The 16876-nt window shown below is 71.7% G+C and carries 17 protein-coding genes and 1 riboswitch; of the genes, 12 read left to right on the top strand and 5 right to left on the bottom strand.

Translation table 11 applies throughout. The annotated features are described in order from the left end of the window. Positions 1–55: 55 nt before the first annotated feature. Positions 56–186, top strand: a riboswitch (FMN riboswitch). A gap of 168 nt (positions 187–354) precedes the next feature. The 10 genes from ribD to ACZ607_RS26930 all read left to right on the top strand — a co-directional run bounded on the left by ribD (position 355) and on the right by ACZ607_RS26930 (position 8918). Then, entirely contained in the window at positions 355–1455 is a 1101-nt protein-coding gene (ribD, locus tag ACZ607_RS26975) for a bifunctional diaminohydroxyphosphoribosylaminopyrimidine deaminase/5-amino-6-(5-phosphoribosylamino)uracil reductase RibD (protein ID WP_469738655.1), read from the top strand. Continuing rightward, positions 1456–2076, top strand: a complete 621-nt coding sequence (locus ACZ607_RS26970; protein WP_469738653.1) for a riboflavin synthase — start codon at positions 1456–1458, stop codon at positions 2074–2076. It abuts the gene before it with no gap. Continuing rightward, the gene (locus ACZ607_RS26965) at positions 2073–2717 is read left to right on the top strand and encodes a nicotinamide mononucleotide transporter family protein (protein ID WP_099176922.1); all 645 of its coding nucleotides are present in this window, start codon (positions 2073–2075) and stop codon (positions 2715–2717) included. The genes ACZ607_RS26970 and ACZ607_RS26965 overlap by 4 nt, the downstream gene beginning before the upstream one ends. Beyond that, the gene (locus tag ACZ607_RS26960; protein WP_469738651.1) at positions 2714–4000 is read left to right on the top strand and encodes a bifunctional 3,4-dihydroxy-2-butanone-4-phosphate synthase/GTP cyclohydrolase II; all 1287 of its coding nucleotides are present in this window, start codon (positions 2714–2716) and stop codon (positions 3998–4000) included. Before ACZ607_RS26965 ends, ACZ607_RS26960 begins: the two co-directional genes overlap by 4 nt. A gap of 49 nt (positions 4001–4049) precedes the next feature. Next, entirely contained in the window at positions 4050–4535 is a 486-nt protein-coding gene (gene ribH / locus ACZ607_RS26955; RefSeq protein WP_099176924.1) for a 6,7-dimethyl-8-ribityllumazine synthase, read from the top strand. A gap of 35 nt (positions 4536–4570) precedes the next feature. Continuing rightward, entirely contained in the window at positions 4571–4843 is a 273-nt protein-coding gene (locus ACZ607_RS26950) for a phosphoribosyl-ATP diphosphatase (RefSeq protein WP_031097852.1), read from the top strand. A 51-nt stretch (positions 4844–4894) separates the two neighbouring features. Beyond that, positions 4895–5743, top strand: a complete 849-nt coding sequence (hisG, locus tag ACZ607_RS26945; RefSeq protein ID WP_469738648.1) for an ATP phosphoribosyltransferase — start codon at positions 4895–4897, stop codon at positions 5741–5743. 41 nt (positions 5744–5784) lie between these two features. Further along, positions 5785–6264, top strand: coding sequence for a PH domain-containing protein (locus ACZ607_RS26940; RefSeq protein WP_469738646.1), 480 nt, complete (start codon positions 5785–5787; stop codon positions 6262–6264). A 186-nt stretch (positions 6265–6450) separates the two neighbouring features. Next, positions 6451–7836: a hemolysin family protein gene (locus tag ACZ607_RS26935; RefSeq protein ID WP_469738644.1), complete on the top strand. Its 1386-nt coding sequence runs from the start codon at positions 6451–6453 to the stop codon at positions 7834–7836. Then, positions 7833–8918, top strand: coding sequence for a hemolysin family protein (locus ACZ607_RS26930; protein ID WP_124279783.1), 1086 nt, complete (start codon positions 7833–7835; stop codon positions 8916–8918). Before ACZ607_RS26935 ends, ACZ607_RS26930 begins: the two co-directional genes overlap by 4 nt. A gap of 45 nt (positions 8919–8963) precedes the next feature. Here ACZ607_RS26930 and ACZ607_RS26925 read toward each other — a convergent pair whose 3' ends face one another. Together ACZ607_RS26925 and ACZ607_RS26920 are read right to left on the bottom strand one after the other, a co-directional pair. After that, positions 8964–10868: an AAA family ATPase gene (locus ACZ607_RS26925; RefSeq protein ID WP_469738642.1), complete on the bottom strand. Its 1905-nt coding sequence runs from the start codon at positions 10866–10868 to the stop codon at positions 8964–8966. A 368-nt stretch (positions 10869–11236) separates the two neighbouring features. Beyond that, a complete protein-coding gene (locus tag ACZ607_RS26920; RefSeq protein WP_469738640.1) occupies positions 11237–11851 on the bottom strand; it encodes a uridine kinase family protein in 615 nt (204 codons plus the stop codon). 180 nt (positions 11852–12031) lie between these two features. Between ACZ607_RS26920 and ACZ607_RS26915 the strand changes: the two genes are divergently transcribed. Both ACZ607_RS26915 and ACZ607_RS26910 read left to right on the top strand, forming a co-directional pair. Further along, on the top strand, positions 12032–13393 hold the full coding sequence (locus ACZ607_RS26915; protein ID WP_469738638.1) for a peptidase C39 family protein: 1362 nt from the start codon (positions 12032–12034) through the stop codon (positions 13391–13393). Between the two features lie 124 nt (positions 13394–13517). Continuing rightward, positions 13518–14102: a TerD family protein gene (locus tag ACZ607_RS26910; protein WP_469738636.1), complete on the top strand. Its 585-nt coding sequence runs from the start codon at positions 13518–13520 to the stop codon at positions 14100–14102. Positions 14103–14187: 85 nt separating this feature from the next. On the opposite strand, the gene ACZ607_RS26905 is transcribed toward ACZ607_RS26910, so the two are convergent. From ACZ607_RS26905 to ACZ607_RS26895, 3 genes are read right to left on the bottom strand one after another with little or no spacing between them, the layout of a single operon-like run. Continuing rightward, positions 14188–15426 carry a cytochrome P450 gene (locus ACZ607_RS26905; protein WP_469738634.1) on the bottom strand — a complete coding sequence of 413 codons (1239 nt, stop codon included), beginning with the start codon at positions 15424–15426 and terminating at the stop codon, positions 14188–14190. 34 nt (positions 15427–15460) lie between these two features. Further along, on the bottom strand, positions 15461–16666 hold the full coding sequence (locus ACZ607_RS26900; protein ID WP_469738632.1) for an NAD(P)/FAD-dependent oxidoreductase: 1206 nt from the start codon (positions 16664–16666) through the stop codon (positions 15461–15463). Beyond that, entirely contained in the window at positions 16663–16863 is a 201-nt protein-coding gene (locus ACZ607_RS26895) for a ferredoxin (RefSeq protein ID WP_124279790.1), read from the bottom strand. Before ACZ607_RS26895 ends, ACZ607_RS26900 begins: the two co-directional genes overlap by 4 nt. Between the last annotated feature and the right edge of the window lie 13 nt (positions 16864–16876).

Here is a 16876-nt window from a genome sequence, read left to right as displayed (position 1 = left end):
GAAGTCACCCGGATGGACCGTTGACCGTCGTGGCACAATGACCGTGTACCAGCAGCAGCGCACTCCGGGGTCGGTGTAATTCCGAACCGGCGGTTATAGTCCGCGACCCGTCCGCATCCAGCGGCCGGTTGACCAGGTGAGATTCCTGGACCGACGGTGAAAGTCCGGATGGGAGGCAGTGCGCGGCGGGCCGTTACAGGTACGCCGCTGTCGGGCGGATGTGTTCCGGGAAGTCCCGGGACGCCCACATCCGTGTCGACGGATTCGGTTTTCGGCGTTCCCCTGTTGCGTTCCGCTTCATCTGTCGTCATCGACAGGCCCCGGAGTCCGTGCCCGAAGAGGCAGGAGGACCCGGTGGCCACCGCAGCCGAAAGAACCGCCATGCGGCGGGCGATCACGCTCGCAGCGCGCGGGCTCGGCGCCACCAGCCCGAATCCGGTCGTCGGATGCGTCATCCTCGACGCCGCCGGGGAACAGGCCGGCGAAGGCTTCCACCAGCGCGCCGGCGGGCCGCACGCCGAGGTCCACGCCCTGCGCGCGGCCGGCGAGCGGGCCCGGGGCGGTACCGCCCTCGTCACCCTCGAACCCTGTAACCACACCGGCCGCACCGGGCCCTGCGCGCAGGCACTCGTCGAGGCCGGCGTCCGCCGGGTCGTGTACGCGGTGAGCGACCCGAACCCGCAGGCCACCGGCGGTGCCGACACCCTGCGTGCTGCGGGCGTCCAGGTGGACCAGGGGCTCCTCGCCGACGAGGCGGAGGCCGGGAACACCGCCTGGCTCACCTCGGTCCGCCTCGGCCGTCCGTACGTCCTGTGGAAGTACGCCGCGACCCTGGACGGCCGGATCGCCGCCGCCGACGCCACCAGCCGCTGGATCACCTCACCCGAGGCCCGCGCCGACGTCCACCGGCTGCGCGCCGAGGCCGACGCCGTGGTGGTCGGCTCCGGCACCGCCCGCGCCGACGACCCCCAGCTGGGCGTACGTGGCGTCGAGGGCGCCACGCAGCCCCTCCGGGTGGTCGTCGACACCGGCGCCACCGCCGTCCGGCCCGGGGCCCGGGTCCTCGACGGGTCCGCGCCCACCCTGATCGCGGTCGCCGACGACGCCGAGGCCGGCCATCTCCCCGAGGACGCCGTGCTGCGCCTGCCGCGCGCCGCCACCGGGCCCGGCCTGGACATCGGCGCGCTGCTCGCCGCCCTCCACACCCGGGGCGTCCGTTCCGTACTCCTCGAAGGCGGGCCGGTCCTGGCCGGCGCCTTCGTCGCCGCGGGAGCGGTCGACACCGTCGTCGGCTATCTCGCCCCGGTCCTCCTCGGCGCGGGCCCCGCGGCCCTCGCCGACGCCGGAATCTCCACCATCTCCCAGGCGTTGCGCCTCGATGTGACCGAGACCGTCCGTATCGGCCCCGATCTGCGCATCACCGCCGTCCCCGTTCCTGCTCGGAAGGGAAACTGAGTGTTCACCGGAATTGTCGAAGAACTGGGTGAGGTCACCGCCGTCGAGAAGCTCGACGACGCCTCCCGCTTCCGACTGCGCGGCCCCGTCGTGACCGAGGGCGCCAAACACGGCGACTCCATCGCCGTCAACGGCGTCTGCCTCACCGTCGTGGACCTCGGGGACGACGAGTTCACCGCCGACGTCATGGCCGAGACGCTGGACCGCTCCAGCCTCGGCGCGCTGACCGCCGGCTCCCGGGTCAACCTGGAGCGCCCCATGGCGCTCGGCGGCCGCCTGGGCGGGCACATCGTCCAGGGACACGTCGACGGCACGGGCCGCATCGTCGAGCGGCGGGTCTCCGAGAACTGGGAGATCGTCAAGATCTCCCTCCCCGACGGGCTGGCCCGCTACGTCGTGGAGAAGGGCTCGATCACGGTCGACGGAGTGAGCCTGACCGTCGTCGACGCGGCCCCCGACCACTTCACCATCAGCCTCATCCCCACCACCCTCGCGCTGACCACGCTCGGCATCAAGGAGCCCGGCGACCCGGTCAACCTGGAGGTGGACGTCCTCGCGAAGTACGTCGAACGGCTGCTCGGCCACGGCGTCACGCCGCATTCCGGGGAGCCGGTCGCATGAGCACCCTGGACTGGCTGAACTCGGAGGCGTTCACCGCCTTCGGGCAGCACATCATCTGGTCGGACATGCTCGGCAACACCATCGGCCTGATAGCGCTGGCCCTCGGCTGGCTCCGCTCGGTCTGGACCTGGCCCGCCCAGCTGCTGTCCGGCGTCGTCCTGGTCGCCGCGAACGTTTCCGTCCAGCAGGCGGGCAGCGTCGGCAAGCAGCTGATCGTCATCGCCGTCGCCGTCTGGGGCTGGCAGCAGTGGACCCGCGGCAGGCAGCAGGCCCAGGACGGCTCGATCGCCGTACGCTTCGCCACGTGGCGCGAGCGCGGGTACCTGCTGGGCGGCGCGGTCGTCGGCACCCTCGCGGTCGGCGGGCTCTTCACCGCCTTCCCCTCGCTCTCCTGGAGCCCGTGGGCGGACGCGTACATCTTCGCCGGCACGCTCGTCGCGATGCTGGCCCAGGCCCGCGGCATGGTCGAGTTCTGGTTCGCCTGGCTGCTCGTCGACCTCGTCGGCGTACCGCTCAATTTCCACAGCGGACTCGCCTTCTCCGGTCTCATCTACGTCGTCTACGGCGCCCTCGTCCTGTGGGGCATGCGCGACTGGTGGCTGCGTACGCGGACACCCGCTCTGGAAGGAGCCACGGCATGACTGCCCAGCCCACCTGGTTGCACGACCGCACCCTCGATGACCTCTCGCTCGACCCCGTCGAACAGGCGATCCGCGACATCGCCGCCGGACGGCCCGTCGTGGTCGTCGACGACGAGGACCGGGAGAACGAGGGCGACCTCGTCATCGCCGCCGAGAAGGCGACCCCCGAGATCATCGCGTTCATGATGAGCGAGTGCCGGGGTCTGATCTGCGCGCCCATGGAGAACGACGAGCTCGACCGCCTCGAACTCCCGCAGATGGTCGCGCACAACACCGAGTCCATGAAGACGGCCTTCACCGTCTCCGTCGACGCCTCCGCGGCCCACGGGGTGACCACCGGGATCTCCGCCGCCGACCGCGCCACCACGCTCCGCATGCTGGCGGGCGGCCGTGCGGAGCCCGGCGACTTCGTGCGCCCCGGCCACATCTTCCCGCTCCGCGCCCGCTCCGGCGGCGTCCTGGTCCGCAACGGCCACACCGAGGCCGCCGTCGACCTGGCCAGGCTCGCCGGTCTGCGGCCCGCCGGGGCCATCGTGGAGATCGCGGGCGAGGACGGCGTGATGCTGCGGCTGCCCGAGCTCGTCCCGTTCGCCCGTAAGCACGGCCTCACGATCATCTCCATCGAGGACCTGATCGCCTACCGCCGCAGCGCCGAGCCCACCGTGCGCCGCGAGGCCGAGGTCCGGCTGCCCACCAGCTTCGGCCCGTTCACCGCGTACGGCTACCGCTCCCTCGTCGACGGCGTCGAGCACGTCGCCCTCGTCCACGGCGACATCGGTGACGGCCGGGACGTCCTCGTCCGGGTCCACTCCGAATGCCTGACCGGTGACATCTTCCAGTCCCAGCGCTGCGACTGCGGGCCCCAGCTGCACGCCTCCATGGAGCGCATCACGGCCGAGGGCCGCGGGGTCGTCGTCTATCTGCGCGGCCACGAGGGCCGGGGCATCGGCCTGCTGTCGAAGCTGCGCGCGTACGAACTCCAGGAGAACGGCTCCGACACCCTGGACGCCAACCTCGAACTCGGGCTGCCCGCCGACGCCCGCGACTACGCGGCCGGAGCCCAGATCCTGAGCGACCTCGGCGTCCACACCCTCCGTCTGATGACCAACAACCCGGACAAGACCGCCGCGCTCGTACGGCACGGGCTCGACGTCACCAGGCGTGAGCCCATGCCCGTCCAGGCCGGCGAGCACAACCTGCGGTACCTGCGCACCAAGCGGGACCGGATGGGCCACGACCTGCCCTGGCTCGACGCCACGGCGTCCGCATGCGGCAACCAGTAAGCACCGACGCACACACGCACGTACGCACACACGCACACACAGGAGAGACATGAGCGGCAAGGGCGCACCCGAACTGTCCGTACGCAACTGCGGAGACCTGCGGGTGGCGGTGATCGCGGCCCAGTGGCACGAGAAGGTCATGGACGGGCTCGTCGACGGGGCCCTGCGCGCCCTGCACGACCTGGGCATCGACGAGCCGACCCTGCTCCGGGTCCCCGGCAGCTTCGAGCTCCCGGTCGTGGCCAAGGTGCTCGCCGGCCGCGGCTACGACGCGATCGTCGCCCTCGGCGTGATCATCCGCGGCGGCACCCCGCACTTCGAATACGTGTCCCAGGGCGTGACCAACGGCCTCACCCAGGTCACGGTCGACACCGGCGTCCCCGTCGGATTCGGCGTGCTCACCTGTGACGACGAGGCGCAGGCCCTGGACCGGGCCGGGCTCGAAGGGTCCAACGAGGACAAGGGGCACGAAGCGGTCACCGCCGCCGTGGCCACCGCCGCCACACTGCGCACGGTCAGCGAACCCTGGCGCTGAGCAGTGCTCCGGGACCCCGTATTCTAAGGACCATCATGGCCAACAAAACCTTCGAAGAGCTCTTCGCCGAGCTCCAGCTCAAGGCCGCCGACGGCGACCCCTCCACCTCCCGCACCGCCGAGCTGGTGGACAAGGGCGTGCATGCCATCGGCAAGAAGGTCGTCGAGGAGGCCGCCGAAGTCTGGATGGCCGCCGAGTACGAGGGCAAGGAAGCCGCCGCCGAGGAGATCTCGCAGCTGCTGTACCACGTCCAGGTGATGATGGTCGCCCGCGGGATCTCCCTCGACGACGTCTACGCCCACCTCTGAGCCACCCCCGCACGTCCCGGAACTCCCTCCGCACAAAGGAAACCTGACCTCATGCTGCGCATCGCCGTCCCCAACAAGGGTGCAATCTCCGGGCCTGCGATGGCGATGCTCCATGAGGCGGGCTACCGGCAGCGCAAGGAGTCGAAGGAACTCGTCCTGGTCGACCCGACCAACGAGGTGGAGTTCTTCTACCTGCGGCCGCGCGACATCGCGATCTACGTCAGCTCCGGCCGGCTGGACATCGGCATCACCGGCCGCGATCTGCTGCTGGACTCCGGGGCCGAGGCCGAGGAGATCCTCCAGCTCGGCTTCGCGCGCTCCACCTTCCGTTACGCCACCAAGCCCGGCACGGCCACCGGCCCCAAGGACTTCGACGGCATGACGATCGCCACCTCGTACGAGGGCATCGTGGCGAAGCACCTCGCCGAGGAGGGCGTCAACGCCTCCGTCGTCCACCTCGACGGCGCCGTGGAGACGGCCATCGAGCTCGGGGTCGCGCAGATCATCGCCGATGTCGTCGAGACCGGCACCAGCCTGCGCAACGCGGGCCTGGAGGTCATCGGCGAGCCGATCATGACGTCGGAAGCCGTCGTGATCCGCCGCACGGGCGCCGACGCCGAGGACCCCAAGGTGCAGCAGTTCCTGCGCCGCCTCCAGGGCGTCCTGGTCGCCCGCTCGTACGTGATGATGGACTACGACTGCCGGGTCGAGCACCTGGAGCGCGCCGTCGCCCTCACCCCGGGCCTGGAGTCGCCGACGATCTCCCCCCTGCACCACGAGGGCTGGGTCGCCGTCCGCTCCATGGTCGCCTCCAAGGAGGCCCAGCGGATCATGGACGACCTGTACGAGCTGGGTGCCCGCGCCATCCTCACGACGGCCATCCACGCCTGCCGCCTCTGACGGCCGGACCCCACAGCACACCGAAGGACGACAGCGCCACCATGTCCGACCCCGCGCCCAGGCCGCCCGGACTCCCCGCACTCCCGGCCACCTTCAGGCCCACCCTCACCCGGGTGGTCCTGCTGACCGTCGGAGCGGCGATGTTCGTCGTCATCACCACCGTCGCCTTCGTCCTGGAGAACCTCAGCGCGGGGGAGCGGACCAGCTTCGTCTTCGTCGCCCTGCTCTTCTTCGCCGTCCTCGCCCTGCTCAGCAGGCCCCATGTCACCGCCGACGAGACGGGGGTCAGGGTCGTCAACATCACCCGGACCCGCCGGCTCGCCTGGGCGGAGATCCTCCGCGTCAACCTGCGCGCCGGAGACCCCTGGGTGTTCCTCGATCTCAGCGACGGCACCAGCATGCCCGCGCTCGGCATCCAGCCCGGAATCGCCAGGGCACGGGCCATCAGCGACGCCCGGACCCTCCGCGCACTCGCCGAGTTCCACGGCAGCGGAGTGAACGACGCCACTGAGAACGGCTGAGCCCACTGCCCCGTCCGCCCCGATCCCGATTATTCTGGGACCGGTGGCGCACCGGGTGCGCCCCGCCCCGCACCAGAAGGCCCTCGGGCCGCGGGGCTCTTTCCTGCGACCCAAGGAGTGACTCCCTCCAGCAATGGACGGATCGTCCGGTAGTACCTGCGCCGCCCTCTCCCCGGAGGCGGCGGCATGACCACCCCCCTGTTGCTGCTCCTCGCGGCATTCCTTCTCATCCTCGCCAACGGCTTCTTCGTGGCGGCCGAATTCGGTCTCGTCACGGTGGAACGGCCGGACGCCGAACGCGCCGCCACCGAAGGCGACCGCCGGGCCCGCACCGTCGTCGCCGCCCTGCGCGAACTCTCCTTCCAGCTCTCCGGCACCCAGCTGGGCATCACCATCACCTCGCTGGTCGTCGGCATGCTCGCCGAGCCGGCGCTCGCCCAGCTGCTCGCCGGACCGCTCACCGCCACCGGAATGCCCGAAGGGGCCGTCCCCGGCGTGAGCGTCGTGACCGGCATGCTGTTCGCCTCCGCCGTCCAGATGGTGATCGGCGAGCTCGTACCGAAGAACTGGGCGGTCTCCCGGCCGCTCCAGGTCGCCCGGTTCGTCGCCGGTCCACAGCACCGCTTCTCCACCCTCCTGCGGCCGGTGATCACCGCGCTGAACACGGTCGCCAACCGGCTGGTCAGGCTGCTGGGGGTCGAACCCACCGACGAACTCGCCTCGGCCAGGACACCGGGCGAGCTGGTCTCGCTGGCCCGGCACTCCGCCGAGGCCGGCACCCTCGAACAGGACACCGCCGACCTCTTCGTACGGACCCTGTCGCTCGCCGGGCTCACCGCCCAGCACGTCATGACCCCGCGCGTGAAGGTCAGCGCGCTCCAGGCGTCGGCGACGGCGGCGGACGTACTCAACCTCACGCGGGCCACCGGTCTGTCCCGCTTTCCCGTCTACCGGGACCGCATCGACGAGGTCGTCGGCATGGTCCACCTCAAGAACGCCCTGGCCGTCCCCTCGCAGGACCGGCTGCGCACCCCGGTCAGCCGGATCGCCGTGGCACCGCTCCTGGTGCCCGAGACCCTGCCCGTCGAACAGCTGCTCAAGCGGCTCCGCAGCGAGCAGCCGATAGCCGTCGTGGTCGACGAGTACGGCGGCACCGCCGGAGTCGTCACCCTCGAGGACATCATCGAGGAGCTCGTCGGCGAGGTCAGGGACGAGCACGACGCGGAGGGCGCCGACCGTCCCGAGCTCACGCCCGTCGTCGCCGAGGACGGCCGGTCCGGCTGGGACGTGGAGGGCAGCACCAGGGTCCTGACCCTGCGGCGGATAGGCCTCGACGTACCCGAGGGACCGTACGAGACCGTGGCGGGACTGGTCGCCGATCTGCTGGGACGCATCCCCGCACCCGGTGACCGGGCCGAACTGCCCGACTGGCGGATCTCCGTCCGCCAGGTCGGCCACTACCGGGCCGAGAAGGTCCGCTTCGTCCGGCTGACGGACATACCGGCCACCCCGGCGGAACGGCCGGACCGGCCGGAGCACCTCACCCAGGACCTGCTGGAGGCCGTCCGATGAGCCTCGTACAGCTGCTCTTCGCAGGTCTCCTCGTCCTGGCGAACGGCTTCTTCGTCGGCGCCGAATTCGCGCTCGTCTCCGTACGGCGCAGCCAGGTCGAGCCCCTCGCGGCAGACGGTTCGAGCCGGGCCAGACAGGTCCTGTACGGCCTGGAGAACCTGCCGCAGATGATGGCCGCCGCACAGTTCGGCATCACCGTCTGCTCCCTCACCCTGGGCGCGGTCGCGGAGCCGACCGTCGCCCACCTGCTGGAGCCCGTCTTCCACGCGGCGCACGTGCCCGACGGGCTCGTCCACCCGCTCGGCTTCGCGGTGGCCCTGGTCTCGGTGGTCTTCCTCCACCTCGTCATCGGCGAGATGGTCCCGAAGAACCTGGCGATGGCCGCACCCGAGAAGACCGCGATGTGGCTCAGCCCCGGCCTGGTCGGCTTCGCCCGGCTCTGCCGGCCCGTCACCTCCGCGCTCGGCGCCTGCGCCCGGCTCGTCCTGCGGCTCTTCAAGGTCGAGCCCAAGGACGAGGTCGAGGCCGTCTTCACCAGTGAGCAGCTCAACCGGCTGGTGGAGGACGCCGGAATGGCCGGTCTGCTGGAACCGGAGGCGCAGGAACGCCTCGGGGACGCCCTCGAACTGGGCAGCAGGCCCGTCACCGACGTCCTGCTGGACCGTGCGTCCCTGGTGACGGTGGACCCCTCCGTCACCCCGCGCCGCATCGAGGAGCTGACCGTGCGGACCGGCTACTCGCGCTTTCCGGTCTGCGCCGAGGGCGGCGGCCCGTTCATGGGCTATCTGCACGTCAAGGACGTCCTGGAGCTGGAGGACGGCGAGCGGGCCGTCCCGCAGCAGATCTGGCGCCCGATGGCCACCGTACGGGCGGAACTCCCCCTGGACGACGCGCTGACGGTCATGCGCCGCGCGGCCACGCATCTCGCCCAGGTCGCCGACGCGTCGGGCAAGGTCCTCGGACTGGTCGCCATGGAGGACGTCCTGGAGATGCTGGTCGGCGAGGTCCGCGACCCCGCCCACCGTGTCTCGGTGCCCCGCCGCACGGTGGAGGCGCCGAAGGCCATGGCTCCGCTGGGCTGATCACCGCCGCCGGGCGGTCCCTCGGGGGGCCGCCCGGCGGCGCGCTCACAGCGTGCCGGGCTCCTGCTTCCCCCGGTCCGCCGGACCCCGCCCCGACAGCACCTCGCCGTACGCCTGCATCAGGTCCGGCAGCCGCAGCGTGGCCAGATCGTCCCTGGTCGGAGCGGCGGTGTAAGCCGACAGCCGCAGATCGCGGTAGGCGCAGCTCTTCTCGTACAGGGTGCGCAGGAAGCGGCCGTTGCCCAGTTCGTCGATCCAGCCCTGGTCGACCACGTGCCCGCTGATGCTGCGCAGCTCGTCGAGCGACTCCTCGTCCCACACGTCGCCGTTCTCGGCGGCCAGCACCTCGCCGATCGCGGTGAGTTCGAGGGGTCGGTAGCTCGGGAAGTCGACCCGGGTCGTGAAGCGCGAGGAGAGCCCCGGGTTGGTGGAGAGCAGCCGGCCCATGCCCTCCGGATAGCCGGCGAGGATGACCACCAGATGGTCCCGGTTGTCCTCGGCCCGCTTGAGGAGGACCTGCAAGGCCTCGTCCCCGTACGCGTCGCCCTTGCTGTAACCGGAGTTGGAGAGGCTGTACGCCTCGTCCACGAACAGCACCCCGCCGAGCGCCGAATCGATCAGCTCGTTGGCCTTCACCGCGGTCTGTCCGAGGAACTCGCCCACCAGGTCGGAGCGTTGGGCCTCCACCAGATGGTCGCCGCCGAGGAGCCCGAGGGCGTAGAAGACCCGGCCCAGGATGCGGGCGACGGTCGTCTTGCCCGTGCCGGACGGGCCGGAGAAGACGAAGTGGCGCTTCGGGGGCTGCACCGGGAGCCCCTGCTCCGCCCGCAGGCGCGCCATGTTCAGCTGCGCGGACAGGGCCTTTACCTGGCGTTTCACCGGTTCGAGGCCGACCATGCGCTCCAGCTCCGCAAGGGCCTGGGCGAGCATCGCCGGGTCGCTCGGCCCCGCGGGGAAGGCGGCGGCCCGGGGCGCTCCCGGCTTCTCCCGCGCCGCGCCGCCGGACCCGGACGGCGGTGCCACAGACCCGGGGAGGGCCTGCGGATCGCCGCCGAGCCAGGGCTCACGCCCGTCCACCAGATCGGTGGTGAGCCCCATGTCGGCGTCCGCCTGCGCCTCCGCGCCGACGCCGTCCGCGCCGAAGCCGGCCAGCGAGACCGCGGCGAGATCGGCGGCCTCGTCGTAGCCGTCGCCCTCGGAGATCGCCGCGAGCCGGGCGGAGGTGTCCATGAAGGCCGGGTCCACACGGTGCACCGCCCGGTACAGCGGCAGGGCCGCCGCGCTCCGGCCGGTTCCCTCGTGGGCACGCGCCAGCCAGTAGCGCAGCTCCTTGCGTTGCGGCTGCTCGCTGCGACAGCGCATCAGCGCGGCGGACAGCAGGGGCTCCGCCTGCCCGTACATCTCCAGGCGCACCCGCGCCATCCCGCCGAAGAGCCCCGCCTCGATGCCGAGCAGCGGATCGTCGATGAGCTGCTCCGTGGTGCGTACCAGCTGGTCCCAGTCCTTGACCAGATAGGAGCGGCAGGCGTGCAGGAAGCGGACCTGGGGATCGGTGTCGACCGGCGGCAGGCCCGCCAGCGCCCGGTCCAGCTCCGGCACATGGCGGCCGTCCAGCCAGTGCGAGGCGTGCGCGAGGAGCAGATCGCGCGGGCTCTCCAGCACCGGCTGCACCCACCACCCCAGCCAGTACCAGGAGTTGAGCGTGCGGCGGTGGCGGGCGCGCTGCTCGCCGAAGCGTTCGCGGTGGCGGTACATGCGTAACAGCGCCGTGGTGGTGTCGATCCGCAGCGCGTGCAGTCCCAGCCAGCCGTCCGCCATGCCGGGATCGAACCGCACCGCGGTTCTGAACTCCTCCTCGGCCTGCGGGTACGCCCCCATAGTGTAGGCGTCCACCCCACGCAGCCAGGCAAGGTCGGCCGGGGCCTGTGTGCCCGGCGTGCCGATGTCCATCAGGTCCCCCACAAACCGTGCCCCCAGAATGTCCCGCCCGCACAGCATGCCCAGCTCGGCGCGGCTAATCACCGCGCCGGGGACGGGAATTGACCACACCCGCGACGCATCGTACCTGTACAGGGAGTGAGCGGTTAAGTACGTAACCGGCGCTTCGTCCGTGGTGACCGAGGGTGAGTGGAGGGGCCGGTCCGGCGGGGGTGTGAGGGCAGAACGAAGCCCCCGATCACGGGGGAACAACCGGGGGCTTCGCGTCTGCGGGGGCTCCGAAAAGCCGCACATTGAGAACGTAAGACCTGTACGGCCCCTCGGTCAAGCCGAGTTGGAGCGGCTTCGCGGCTTTTTCGTACTGACCGGTATGGTGGCCCTCAGGCTTCACTGTCCGTGACGATCCGACTCGTCACCGCTGTCGGATGAGGGCCTTCCAGCCACACGTATCCCGTGGGCACCCTCCGTACCACCGCGTCCGCGAAGGGGTACGAGGGATCCTCGGCGAAATGCCGGTGCTCGGCCCGGACCCAGCCGTCCCAGAACCCGGAGAGGGCGGGGCCGTCGCGGCGCCTGCCCTGCTCCCAGGACGCCTCGCGTTCCCCCTCCATCCACAGCAGCCCCGCGAGGAACGGCCGGACCGCGGACCGCCCGGCGCCCACCCCCTCGATCAGCATCACGGGGGCCGGAGCCAGCGTCCTCGGCGCGCCGAAGCGCCGGGCCGTCCAGTCGTACGGGTGGTAGCGCGCGGACGTGCCCCGCGCGAGCGGATCCAGGACCTGTGCCCGCAGCCGCTCCGTCCAGGCGAAGAGCTCCTCATGGGTGGCGAGGTCGTCCAGGCGCAGCACGGGAGCGCCGCCGAGCGCCGCGGCCAGCCGGTCGGCGAAGGTGCTCTTGCCGGACCCCGCGTGCCCGTCGACCCCGACCAGCCGGACCGGCCCGCAGGACGGGGGCAGGGAGCGCAGCCGGCGCGCGAGGTCCGTCAGGTCGTTCATGCCTCCACCCTATGAGCCCCCGGCGGCCCGGTCCGCCCGCCCAGGTCACGCCAGTGGCCCAGACCAATATTGGTGCCGCGGCGCGGGGCGAATCACTGGCCGGATCCGGCTTCGACCCGCGATAGTTGGCGCACCGATCGGCACCCGCAGCCCAATCCGCCAACGACCGGGGGTCCGCCCATGACCAGACCGACTTCACGCAGGACCGTGCTCACCGCCGCGCTCGCGGCCGCGGCCGGGGCGGGCGGCGTGGCCTCCGCCGGCCCGGCGGGCGCCGCACCCACCCGCACCTCATCGGCACCGGCGGTCGACTCGCTCGTGGACAACCGTTTCTGGAGTACGTACACCGAATGGCGCTGCGGCTCGTCCGCAGGCACCCGGGCCGTCGCCGGACGCCGGGCGGGCCTGGAGATCTCCGCCCCGGTGGGACGCACCGACTACACCGACCCGCACACGGGCACCCCCGCCACCTGGGAGTACGCGACCTGGACCTCCCCGGTCCACCGCCTCGCCGTCCCCGCGACCGAGGTGATCGCCTCCTGGAACGCCCACACCCCCAAGGGCACCTGGATCCAGATCGAGCTGCGCGGCGGCTACGCGGACGGGACGGACACGCCCTGGTACGTGATGGGCCGCTGGGCCTCCGGCGACGGCGACATCCGCCGTACCTCGGTCGACGACCAGACCGACGGCAGGAGCACGGTCTGGACCGACACGCTGTCCCTGGACGACGCGGCGAGCGGGCTCCGGCTGGTCTCCTTCCGCCTGCGGCTTACCCTCCACCGCACACCCGGAACCCGCCTCACGCCCACGGTCCACCGGGTCGGCGCCATGGGCTCGGACGTCCCCGACCGCTTCACCGTCCCCGCCACGACCCCCGGCGTCGCCCGGGAGCTGGCGGTGCCCCGCTACTCGCAGAACGTCCATGTGGGGGAGTACCCGGAGTACGACAACGGGGGCGAGGCCTGGTGCAGCCCCACCTCCTCGCAGATGATCATCGAGTACTGGGGCCGGAAGCCCACCGCCGAGGACCTGGCCTGGGTCAAGCCGGGCATCGCCGACCCCCAGGTCTGTCACGCGGCCCGCTCCACCTTCGACCACCAGTACGACGGATGTGGCAACTGGCCCTTCAACGCCGCCTACGCCGCGTCGTACAGGGACATGAACGCCGTGGTCACCCGGCTCGGGTCGCTGGCCGACGTGGAGAAGCTGGTCGCCGCCGGCATCCCCGTCATCACCTCCCAGTCGTTCCTCAAGGAGGAGATGACCGGGGCCGGATACGGCACCTCGGGCCACCTGATGACGGTCATCGGCTTCACCGCCGACGGCGACGTGATCGCCAACGACCCCGCTTCGCCGTCCAACGACGCGGTACGCCGCGTCTACCGCCGGCGGGAGTGGGAGAACATCTGGCTGCGCACCAAGCGCTACGACGCGAACGGCGCGGTCAGGAGCGGGACGGGAGGCGTCTGTTACGTCTACTGGCCTGCGGAACCGGCCGCGTCCCAGCGCCGCGTGCTGAGGTCGCTCGCGCTGATCTGACGGGGTGGGGCCGGCCTGCGTCCGGTCCGGCGGTCCGGCCGGAGTGGGGCCCGGCGAGTGGGGCTGCCCCGGCGCCAGGCAGACTCTCCGTACCCCAGTTCCTTCACCAGAGGATGTTCCACGCATGATTACGCTCACCAAAGAAGACGGGCCGGCGGACCTGGACGGAGTCACCCACCTGTCCATCGGTGTGTCCTGGGATCCCACGGCCGGTTCCAGCGGAGGCGTCATGGGCATGCTCCGCCGCAAGACCGGCACCGACCTGGACCTGATCGCCATCGCCGTCCAGGGCGCCGACCCCGTGCGTCTGGCGGGTCTTGACTCGCTGGACCCGCTGGGCAACGGCTCCCTGGTGCACAGCGGCGACAACCAGACAGGGCGCGGCGAAGGGGACGACGAAACCGTCACGGTCGAATTCGGACGGGTCCCCGCGAACATCACGTCGATCGTGTTCGTCGCCGCCGCCTTCAAGAAGGGCAGTTCCTTCCAGAAGGCCCGCAACATCAGCTTCAAGGTCTACGACGCGACGGGCGGCACCGTCCAGCAGGTGGCAGACATCTGGCCCAGCCTGCTGACCCAGGACAACGGCTGCGCCGTCGCGAAGGCCCTGCGGGTCGGCAACACCTGGAAGCTCGAAGTGATCAACACGACCGGGAAGATCAAGCAGGGCGACGAGCACGCCCTGATGCGCTTCGCCATCAGCAAGTAGTGCGCTCCGCCGGCCGGAGCTCCCGGTGAGGGAGCCCGGCCGGGCCGGCGCCCGCCCCGGAAGAGGGCTGGGCTGGAGGTGCCGCCTACCAGGTGACGGGCAGGGCGTGCAGTCCGTAGATGACGGCGTCGTACTTGAAGGGGATCGCGTCGAGGCCCTCGACGGTCCGGAGCGTGGGGATGCGCCGGAAGAGCGTGGGATAGATGACCTGGAGTTCCATGCGCGCCAGGGGCTGGCCGACGCAGTGATGGCTGCCCGCCCCGAAGGCCTGGTGGTGGCGGGCGTTACGGGTGAGGTCGAGGCGGTCGGGCTCGGGGAAGACCTCGGGGTCGCGGTTGGCGAGTTCGCCCAGGAGGATCACGCCGTCCCCCGCGCGGATGGTGCGACCCGCGATCTCGATGTCCTCCAGGGCGGTGCGGCGCCGGCCGAGGTGGACGATGGAGAGGTAGCGCAGGAGTTCCTCCACGGCGGTGCGGATGACCGCGGGGTCGTCCGTGTCCCGGATCAGGGCGAGTTGGGCGGGGTGCTGCAGGAGCAGGAGCGTACCCAGGCTGATCATGTTCGCGGTGGTCTCGTGTCCGCCCAGGAGCAGCAGCACGCCCATCGTGGCGGCCTCGCGGCGCGTGAGTTCGCCGCTGTCGATCTGTGCGCACAGGCTGGACAGGAGATCGTCGCCGGGCTCGGTGAGCTTGCGGCCGACGAGCTCGTCGAGGTACCCGGCCAGATCGGCGTGGGCGGCCGCGCGTTCCTTCGGGGAGGCCACGGCGGACACGATGACCTTGCTGTTGCTCTGGAAGAACTCATGGTCCTCGTAAGGGACACCGAGCATCTCGGAGATGACCAGGGAGGGGATGGGCAGGGCCAGATCCTGGACGAGGTCGGCCCGGCCGGGGCCCCGGAGCATGGCGTCGATGAAGTCGTCGGCCATCTCCTGCACGCGCGGACGCATGGCCTCGACGCGCTTGATGGTGAACGCGCCGCTGACCATGCGGCGCAGCCGGGCGTGTTCGGGGTCGTCCATGCCGACGAAGCTCAGGTCGGTGCTCCCGGCGTGGGCGTGCGACGGGTCCACGGGGCTGGGGAAACCCGGGCGTGTGAACTCCACGCTCAGGCGCGGGTCGGAGAGCAGCGCCTTCTGCTCGGCGTGCGCGGTGACGGCCCAGGGAGTGCTGTCGCCCCAGGAGCGGACCCGGGTGAGCGGCCCGTGGTCGGTCAGCGCCCGCATCCCGGGGGAGGGGGCGAAGGGGCATTCAGGGGAACGCGGCGCCGGGAAGTCGGGGATGTCGAGCGTGCCGGCTTCGGGGGTGGCGGGCGTGCTGGTCATGGGCTTCTCTCCGGTGGTGGTGGGGGGCTTCCGGTCACCGCGGGGCGGCGGCGGATTCGGGCCGGGGCGCGGGGGCGTACCGCTCGACGAGGTGCTGCCGGTGGAGGCGGGCCTGCTTGGGCATGTTCCAGCCGAGGACGGCGACGGGGCTGTCCTCGTCGTCGTACCGGGCGACGAACCGGCCCTGCGCCGGGTCGCCCTCGACGACGTGCATCGTGGCGGTGGCCGTGGGCAGCCCGTACACCTGGATCTTCACGCCGAGCTGGTCGGTCCAGAAGTAGGGGACGGGGCGGTAGGGGCGGTCCTCGCCCAGGATGTTCGCCGCGACCAGCATCGCCTGCTCGGTGGCGCTCGTGCGGTTCTCCAGCCGCAGGGACCGGCCGAGCGCCTCGTGGTGGAAGCGGGCGACGTCCCCGGCGGCATGGACACCGTCGGCGGCGCGGCACCGGGAGTCGCAGACCACGCCGTCCGCCAGGTCCAGCCCGCTGCCGGCCAGCCAGTCCGTGGCGGGGGTGCTGCCGACCGCCGCGACGACGAGGTCGGCGGGGATCGTCCCGCCACCGGCCACCCGGACACCGGTGACACGCCCGCCGGAGGATTCGACTCCGTCCACCAGGGTGTCCGGGCGGAGCTCCACCCCGTGGCCGGTGTGCAGCGCCGCGAGCAGTCCGGCGGCCTCGTGGCCCAACTGGGCCCGCATCGGCGCCGCCTGCGGACCGGTGAGCGTCACCTCAGGGCCCATCAGCCGGGCCGTGGCGGCGATCTCCGCGCCGAGCACCCCGTCACCGACGACCACGACCCTCCTGGCCCGGAGGAGTTCCCCGCGCAGCCGTGCGGCGTCGTCGAGGGTCCGCAGCACATGCACACCCGCCGGCCCCGACAGGCCCGGCAGCCGGCGTGCGCGCAGTCCGGTGGCCACCACGACGGCGTCCGCCGTCAGCTCCGCCCCGCCCGCCGTGCGCACGGTGCGGGTGGCGGCGTCGAACGCCGAGGCACGCTCGCCCAGGAGGAACTCGGCGTCCAGCGCGTCGAGTACGTCCCGCGTACGGAGCTGTGTGCGCGCGGCGTCCCATGTCCCGGCCAGTACCTGCTTCGACAGGGGCGGCCGGTCGTACGGCGGGCCGGCTTCCTCGCCGAGCAGGGTGATCCGCTCGCGGTAGCCCTTGCGGCGCAGGCCCTCCACGACGGCCAGGCCCGCGGCGCCCGCACCGACGACGAGCACGCCCGACGGCGTGCTCACGCGTCCTCGTGGAGGTGGATGGCCGCGGCGGGGCAGAGGTCGGCGGACTCACGGACCCCCTCGTGCCGGTCCGCCGGGGGAGCGGCGTCGAGGAGGACGACGATGCCGTCCTCGTCACGCTGGTCGAACACCTCCGGCGCGATCAGTACGCACTGGCCGGCCCCGCAGCACTTCTCCTCGTCCACAGTGATCTTCATGGTGTCCCCTTCC

This window comes from Streptomyces sp. NPDC104381 (assembly GCF_055583745.1).
Note: the sequence above shows the minus strand (reverse complement) of the source record. Positions and strands in the feature narration are given on the sequence as shown.